The organism is Streptomyces sp. CA-288835 (assembly GCF_050936385.1).
Taxonomy (GTDB): Bacteria; Actinomycetota; Actinomycetes; order Streptomycetales; family Streptomycetaceae; genus Streptomyces.
This window is the reverse complement of sequence record NZ_JBNJMW010000002.1, coordinates 86,202-93,826: the sequence shown is the minus strand read 5'-3', so window position 1 is coordinate 93,826 and position 7,625 is coordinate 86,202. Positions and strand designations below refer to the sequence as shown.

Annotated in this window: 7 protein-coding genes; 5 read left to right on the top strand and 2 right to left on the bottom strand. The window is 69.5% G+C overall.

All coding sequences use genetic code 11. The features are described from left to right. Both ACQEVY_RS41355 and ACQEVY_RS41350 read right to left on the bottom strand, forming a co-directional pair. Window positions 1-1,258, bottom strand: a 1,258-nt coding sequence (locus tag ACQEVY_RS41355) for a cytochrome P450 (protein WP_432955753.1), incomplete at its 3' end; no start/stop codon positions are given. Between the two features lie 16 nt (window positions 1,259-1,274). Beyond that, on the bottom strand, window positions 1,275-2,603 hold the full coding sequence (locus ACQEVY_RS41350; protein WP_386350814.1) for a glutamine synthetase family protein: 1,329 nt from the start codon (window positions 2,601-2,603) through the stop codon (window positions 1,275-1,277). Between the two features lie 357 nt (window positions 2,604-2,960). Here ACQEVY_RS41350 and ACQEVY_RS41345 point away from each other — a divergent pair, with 357 nt between their 5' ends. The 5 genes from ACQEVY_RS41345 to ACQEVY_RS41325 are packed head-to-tail and all read left to right on the top strand — an operon-like array spanning window position 2,961 to window position 7,625. Continuing rightward, window positions 2,961-3,149, top strand: coding sequence for a ferredoxin (locus tag ACQEVY_RS41345; protein WP_069757848.1), 189 nt, complete (start codon window positions 2,961-2,963; stop codon window positions 3,147-3,149). A 2-nt stretch (window positions 3,150-3,151) separates the two neighbouring features. Beyond that, a complete protein-coding gene (locus tag ACQEVY_RS41340) occupies window positions 3,152-4,381 on the top strand; it encodes an NAD(P)/FAD-dependent oxidoreductase (RefSeq protein WP_432955751.1) in 1,230 nt (409 codons plus the stop codon). A 2-nt stretch (window positions 4,382-4,383) separates the two neighbouring features. Next, the gene (locus ACQEVY_RS41335; RefSeq protein ID WP_432955749.1) at window positions 4,384-5,190 is read left to right on the top strand and encodes an acetoacetate decarboxylase family protein; all 807 of its coding nucleotides are present in this window, start codon (window positions 4,384-4,386) and stop codon (window positions 5,188-5,190) included. A gap of 34 nt (window positions 5,191-5,224) precedes the next feature. Further along, window positions 5,225-6,688, top strand: a complete 1,464-nt coding sequence (locus ACQEVY_RS41330; RefSeq protein ID WP_069757845.1) for an aldehyde dehydrogenase — start codon at window positions 5,225-5,227, stop codon at window positions 6,686-6,688. Then, window positions 6,681-7,625 carry a 3,4-dihydroxyphenylacetate 2,3-dioxygenase gene (locus tag ACQEVY_RS41325; protein WP_432955747.1) on the top strand — a complete coding sequence of 315 codons (945 nt, stop codon included), beginning with the start codon at window positions 6,681-6,683 and terminating at the stop codon, window positions 7,623-7,625. Before ACQEVY_RS41330 ends, ACQEVY_RS41325 begins: the two co-directional genes overlap by 8 nt.

The following is a 7,625-nucleotide window of genomic DNA, read 5'->3' as shown; positions in this document are numbered from 1 at the left end:
TCTTGATGCCGTTGACGAAGTTGGAGCGGACGCGCGGGACATCGCCGACGAGGCGGATGTCGGCGATCCTGGGGATCAGCTCCTCGAACATGATGCGGATCTCGGTGCGGGCGAGCAGGTTGCCCAGGCACAGGTGGGGGCTGCCCTTGCCGAAGGTGACGTGGTCGTTGTTGGCGCGGGTGACATCCAAGTCGTACGGGTTGCCGAAGGCCGCCTCGTCACGGTTGCCGGAGGCGTACCACATGACGACCTTGTCGCCCTCCTTGATCCGCTTGCCGCCGAGTTCGACGTCCTGGGTGGCGGTGCGGCGGAAGTGGTAGACGGGGGAGGCCCAGCGCAGGAACTCCTCGACCGCGCCCGGGATCAGGGACGGGTCGTCCTTGAGGCGGGCCAGCTGGTCGGGGTGCTGGAGGAGGGCCAGCATGGAGTGGGTGATGGTGTGGCGGGTGGTCTCGTTGCCGGCCACGACGAGGAGCAGGAAGTAGTTGTCGAAGTCCTGTGACGAGAGCGGCACACCGTCCTTCGGGATGGTGTTCACCAGCTTCGACACCAGGTCGGTGCCGTCGCCGCCGCGCCGCTGCCGGGCCAGCTCACGGCCGTACTCGAAGACCTCCAGCGAGGCAGGGGAGCGGAAGGGCAGGTGCCGGTACTGCTCGCTCTCCGCGCTGTCCAGCAGGACATCGGCGTAGTCGGGGTCGGTGTTGCCGATGATGCGGTTGCCCCAGTCGATGAGCTGCTGGTTGTCCTCCGGCGGTACGTCGAGGAGGCGGGCGAGGACGTTGATGGGGAAGTCGGCGGAGATCTCTTTGACGAAGTCGAAGGTCCCCTTGGCCAGCGCCGCGTCCAGCGTGGTGGCGGTCAGGCCACGCAGGAAGTCGGTGTAGCTGTTGATGACGCTCGCGCCGAACTGGCGCTGGAGCAGACTGCGCAGCGCGCGGTGGCGGACACCGTCCAGCTCCAGGATGGAGGCGCGGGTCTTGATCTGGTCATCGTCGACTTCTTCGAGGTTGACGAACTTCGTGGAGGTGAAGGTCTCGGCGTCACGGTCGACGCGGGTGATGTCGGCGTGGCGGGTCACGGCCCAGAAGCCGGAGTTGGGGGCGTCCTCGGGCTGCCAGTGCACCGGATCCTGGTGGCGCAGGGTGTGGAACATGCGCCATGGGGTAATGCCGTCGGTGAAGTTGTCCAGGTCGGCGAGGTTGACGTCTGCCAGTGGCATCGGTTCGTTCACGGCGGCGGTCGGTGTCTCGGTCGTCATCGCATGGCTCCCAGTGTCACAGGTGGTAGGCGTACTCGGTGAACTCCCAGTCGGTGACGTGCCGTTGGAAGCGTTCGATTTCGTTGCGCTTGTAGGAGAGGAACGAGGCGGTGAAGTCTTTGCCGAGGATGTCGGTCAGCTCCGTGTCCGCTTCCAGGGCGTCGAGCGCGGCCGGCAGGTTCATGGGCAGCATGGCTGCCTTGGCGGTGTCGTAGCCGTACCCCTCCAGCGGGGCGGGGGGTTCCTCGCCGGTCAGAACCCCGAGCAGTGCGGCGGCGACCGTGCCCGCGATCAGCAGATACGGGTTGGCGCTGGCGTCACCGAGGCGCAGTTCGAACCGGGCGCCGGAGCCGCGCTCGGGCGGGATGCGGATCATGGCGCTGCGGTTGTCCAGGCCCCAGTCGATCAGCCAGGGAGCGAGGGTGTCCGGGCCGAAACGCCGGTAGGAGTTCACGGTCGGGTTGGCCAGTGCGGCCAGGGCCGGGGCGTGGGCGAGGATGCCGGCGACGGCGTGGCGGGCGGTGGCGGACAGTCCGTACGGCCCGGCGGGATCGTCGAAGGAGTTACCGGCGCCTTCCTCGTCGGAGCTGTCGCAGGACAGGTGGAGGTGGAAACCGGAGCCTCCGGCGTCGTTGAACGGCTTGGCCATGAAGGTGGCGAGTTTGCCCTCCTGCCGGGCCAGTTCCTTGATCGCGGACTTGAAGCGGAAGGCGCGGTCCGCGGCGGACAGGGCGTCGGAGTGGGTGAGGTTGATCTCGAACTGGCCGCCGTCGAACTCGTGGTTTCCGCTGGTCACGCCGATGTTCATGTCCCGCAGCAGACGCAGCGTGCGGAGCAGGTGATTGTCGCCGTCGGCGCGCAGACCGGCGGTGTAGACGACGCCGGTGGCACTCGAGTAACGCTTCCAGCCGCTCGGGGAGGCCGGGTCCTCGGCGCAGAGGAAGTACTCGAGTTCGGGGCCGACCACCGGACGCAGGCCGTGTTCGGCACATCGGTCGAGGACGGTGCGCAGCAGATCGCGGGGTGACTCGGGCGCGGGCAGGCCGGTGGCCGGGTCGGTGACGTCGGCGAGGCAGGAGGCGACGCCGGGTTCCCAGGGGAGGGGGACCAGGGTGTCCAGGTCCGGTCGCACGGTGATGTCGGGCAGGCCGGCGTCGAGACCGCCGGAGACGGGCACCACGTGGCCCTGGGGGCTGGTGTGGTAAACGGCCCGGCAGAAGGCCAGGCCGTGGTCGCAGGCCGACGGCAGGTGGTCCAACAGCACGTCGCGCGCTCGGTCGGTGCCGATCAGGTCGGGATAGGTCACGCGCACCACGTCGATGCCGTCGGCGGCGAGTCGCTGCATGTGCTGACGGAGGCTGGGGGTTGGGTCTGCGCTCACCGATGTCTCCTCGGGCGCTAGGCGTGTGATGGTGAGGGGATTCAGAGGGCCGGTACGTGTGGGGGCGCGGCACACGGAGTAGCTTGTTTGATGCCAAACGGTATGAGGGCTTCGGGTGCCCCGCAAGAGGCGGCAGGAAAAAAATTATCCGCATGGATAGGTATTGACCAGGGTCGGGCGGCTTTCTATGTTGTTTGAAGCCAAATGAGTAAGGGTTCGGTCAGTTGCCGGACCTTTGGCCGGGGCCCGGCCGACGCCGGTCGGGCCCCTCTTCCTCCGCTCGTCCCCGCCCCGACGCCCTCACATTCAGGAGGACCGGCCATGAAGGTCGTCGTCGACATGAACAAGTGCCAGGACCACGGCCAGTGCGTCTTCGCCGCACCCGATGTCTTCTCCATGGACGACAGCGGTCACCTGGCCTACGTCCCCGACCCCGACGACGCGTTGCGCGACGAGGTCGAGGAAGCCGCCGACGTGTGTCCGCTCCAGGCCATCCGTATCGAGGGCTGACCATGACTTCGCGGAGTGCACGCATCGTCGTGGCCGGCGCCTCCATGGCCGGCCTGCGCGCGGCCGAGCAGCTGCGGGCCGCCGGCTGGACCGAAGTCATCACCCTCGTCGGTGACGAGCCGCACATGCCCTACAACCGGCCGCCCCTGTCCAAGGAGGTCCTGGCCGGCAAGGCACCCTTCGAGTCACTCGCCTTCCGCCCGCGGGCGAGTGTGGCCGATGCGGAATGGCGGCTGGGCGTCAAGATCGTCGCCACCCGGCTCGCGGAGAACATCGTCGAGTTCGACGACGGCGAGGCACTCTCCTACGACGGTCTGGTCGTCGCCACCGGAATGCGGCCCCGGCGCCTGCGCTGCCCCGGCCCGCTCGCGGGCCGGCACACGGTCCGCACCATCGACGACGCGCAGGGTCTGCGGCAGGCCCTGACCAGGCCCGGAGCCCGCGTGGTCGTCGTCGGAGGCGGCTTCATCGGCTGCGAGGTCGCCGCCACCGCCGTCGCTCTGGGCGCCCGGGAGGTGACGGTCGTCGACCCGCTGCCCCTGCCGATGGTCGGCCCCCTCGGCGAGCTCCTCGCCAGGGTCCTGCTGAAGCGCCACGAGGAGCGCGGCGTGCGCTTCGCCCTCGGCACGGGCGTGACCGGCTTCACCGGCGACGACCACGTCACCGGCGTTGCCCTCGGCGACGGCACCGTCCTTCCCGCCGACGTGGTGGTCGAGTCGGTCGGGTCGGTCGCCAACACCGAGTGGCTGGACGGCAACGGCCTCGACCTGAGCGACGGCGTGCTCACCGACGAGCACCTGCGCGCCGGCGGACGGCCCGACGTGGTGGCCGTCGGCGACGTCGCCCGCTTCCCCAACGCCCGCTACGACGGCGTACCACGCCGTGTGGAGCACTGGTGCATCCCCACGGACACCGCCAAGCACGCCGCGAAGACCCTCGTCGCCCAGCTGGCCGGCACCAGCCACGGCCTGTCCCCGTTCGCGCCGCTGCCCACTTTCTGGAGCGACCAGCACGACTTCCGCCTGCAGTCCTTCGGCGCACCGGTACTCGGCAAGGAGGACGTACGCGTCCTGGACGGCGACCTCGACGGAGATGTCGTCGTCGGCTACCACGCCGGCGGCCGGCTGGCCGGTGTCGTCGGCCTCGGCGGTCCGGCCGCGGTGGCCGCCGCCTCCCGATACCGCGCCGAACTGCTCGAGCAGCCCGCCCTCACCGCCAAAGGACTTCGCTGATCATGAACACTGTTCACGGATTCTTCTTCCCCAAGACGGCGAGCGGTGTCTCGTCGCTGGTCCCCTCACCGCCCTGGCGGTACTCCGGGGACCTGCTCACCGTCGAGTACCGCACCGACCCGGCACGCGTGCGTGAACTGCTTCCCGAGCCACTGGAGCTCGCCGACGAGGACCCGGGCGCGGTGGCGATGATCTGGGCCGACTGGCAGTCCTGCTCGGCGTCCGGCGAGGAGCTGCTCGATCCCGTGCTCTCCCAGTACAAGGAGGCGTTCGCGGTCGTCCGCTGCAAGTACCGGGGCGAAACCTACTCGCGGTGCGTCTACATCTGGGTCGACAAGGACTTCGCCATCGCCCGCGGCCTGCACCAGGGCTACCCGAAGAAGCTCGGCTCGATCCACCAGACCCGCCCGCACCCGTACGGCCCCGCGCCGCGCATCGAGGCGGGGGCCCGTTTCGGCGCCACGCTCGCCGCCGCCGACCGGCGCCTGGCCCAGACCACGGTCACCCTGCGCGAGCCGTCGCAGACGAACGGCTTCGTCAACGCCCACCCGATGGCCCACCACCGCTGGCTGCCCTCCATCGAGAAGGGCAAGGGCCTCGCTCTGGACGAGCTGATCGAGTCGGGCGCCGCGTCCTTCGAGGCTGGACAGGCCTGGCGCGGCGACGCCGAGCTGGAGCTGTTCGAGGCGCCCACCGAAGAACTGGCCCGCCTGGAGATCCGCGAGCCGATCGCCGCCTACTACCGCCAGGTCGGCGTCGTCTGGGACGGCGGCCGACTGCTGGAATCCGGCACCTCCGGCGCCGAGTAGACCCCACCACCTCGTGAGACCGGAGGAGCAGAGCATGAGCGAACACACCATCACCGTTGCCGGGGTCGCCGTCGACACCCGGCACTGGATCGGCGGCGAGCGCGTAGCCTCGGCACAGACGTTCCCGGACGTCTCGCCCATCGACGGCAGCACGATCGGCGGCATCTCCCGGGGCACGGCCATGGAGGCAGCCGCCGCCGTGGCCGCCGCGAAGGCCGCGTTCCCCGCCTGGGCGGCCACCTCCCGCGCGGAACGCGCACGCATCCTGCACGCCATCGCCGACGGGGTCGAGAAGCGGATCGAAGAGCTCTCCATCGTCGAGACCACCGACAACGGAGCCCTTCTGCGCTCCCACCGCCGGGGCGTCATGCCCCGCGTCGCCCACAACTTCCGCTTCTTCGCGGACTGGCTGCTGAAACTGGAGCACGAGGACTTCGAGACGCGCGGGCACACCAACCACGTCAGCTGGGACCCAGCGGGCCCCTCCGTGCTGATCACACCGTGGAACGCCCCGTTGATGCTGGCCACTTGGAAGGTCGCCCCGGCTCTCGCGGCCGGCAACACGGTGATCCTCAAGCCCGCCGAGTGGACCCCGCTGACTGCCTCCCTGCTGGCCGACATCGCCGCCGAGGCCGGGCTCCCGGCAGGTGTGCTCAACGTCGTCCAGGGCTACGGCTCCGAGATCGGCGACGCGCTGACCTCGCATCCCGACGTGCGCCGGATCAGCTTCACCGGCTCCGTGCCCACGGCCAAGCGGATCGCGGAGTCGGCGGCCGCGAACCTCACGCCCTTGAGTCTCGAACTGGGGGGCAAGTCGCCGCTGTTGGTGTTCGCCGACGCGGACCTGGACCTGGCCGTCGACCTGGCGGTGGAGCAGTACGACAACGCCGGCCAGGTGTGCCTGGCTGCGACGCGCTTCCTGGTCGAGGAGTCGGTCGCCGAGGAGTTCACCCGCCGCTTCGTCGAGAAGGCCGGGCAGCTCACCCAGGGCGACCCGCGCGGCGAGGCTACCGACATCGGGCCGAACATCCACCCGCTCCAGCTGGAGAAGATCGACGGCTTCGTGCAGCGTGCCGTGGCGGCCGGTGCCCGCGCGGTCATCGGCGGCCACCGCAAGGACGGCCAGTACTACGCGCCGACCCTCCTGACCGCCGTCGCCCAGGACTCGGAGATCGTGCAGGAGGAGGTCTTCGGCCCGGTCCTGACCCTGCAGACCTTCGCCACCGAAGACGAAGCCGTCCGCCTCGCCAATGACACCCGCTTCGGGCTGGCTGCCACGCTCGCAACCGGTGACCCCGAGCGCGCCGAACGCGTCACCGCCCAGCTTGTCGCAGGCACGGTCTGGACCAACTGCTTCTTCGTCCGCGACCTGCAGGCGCCGTTCGGCGGCTCCCGCCACTCGGGCGTCGGCCGCGAGGGCGGCACCTGGAGCTTCGACTTCTACTGCGACCTCAAGAACACCGTGACCTCGCCGAACGGATGGAACAACCATGGGTGAGATCGTCGGGGCGGGCCTCCTCGCCCACGTCCCCACCATCGTGCTGCCCGAGGAGACCCGGCTGGAGCTGAACGGGGGCAAGGAGATCACCCTCGTCACCGGCTTGCGACAGCTCCGCAAGGACGTCTTCGAGAGCGACACCGCCAACGAATACGACACCGTCGTCGTCCTGGACTCCCACTGGGCGACCACCGTCGAGTTCGTCGTCACAGCCCAGCAGCGCCGCGCCGGTCTGTTCACCTCCGAGGAGCTGCCGCGCGGCATGTGCCGGATGCCGTACGACTTCCCCGGTGATCCTGAACTGGCCCACAACATCGCGAAGTTCGCCGACAAGCACGGGACCTGGATCACCGCGATCGAGGACGAGTACCTGCCGATCTACTACGCCACCACCAACCTCTGGAAGTTCCTGGGGGAGGGGCTGCCGGACAAGCGGTGGGTGACCATCGGGGTCTGTCAGACCGGGGACATGGAGGACCACCTGCGGCTGGGCCGGGCGCTGGCCGACGGGATCGCCGCCACCCCGGGCCGCCGGGTCCTGGTCATCGCCTCCGGTGCGCTGTCGCACACCTTCTGGCCGCTGCGCGAGCTGCGCGACCACGAGTCGAGCGACCCGGTGCACATCTTCACGCCCGAGGCGCGCGAGGCCGACTACGAGCGGATCGCCTGGTTCAAGGAGGGCCGCCACGACAAGGTCCTCGACACCATGCCGGAGTTCTCGAAGTACAGGCCCGAGGCGAAGTTCTTCCACTACCTGATGATGGCCGGTGCCCTCGGGGAACAGGCCTGCGTCGCCAAGGCCCGCCAGTACGGCGAGTACGAGAACTCCATCGGCACCGGCCAGGTCCACCTCTGGTTCGACCGCCCGGCCGACGGCTGGACCGGCGTCGGCCTGCCCGCCGCCCCCTCCGCGCACAACCCTCACAGCCGTATCTAG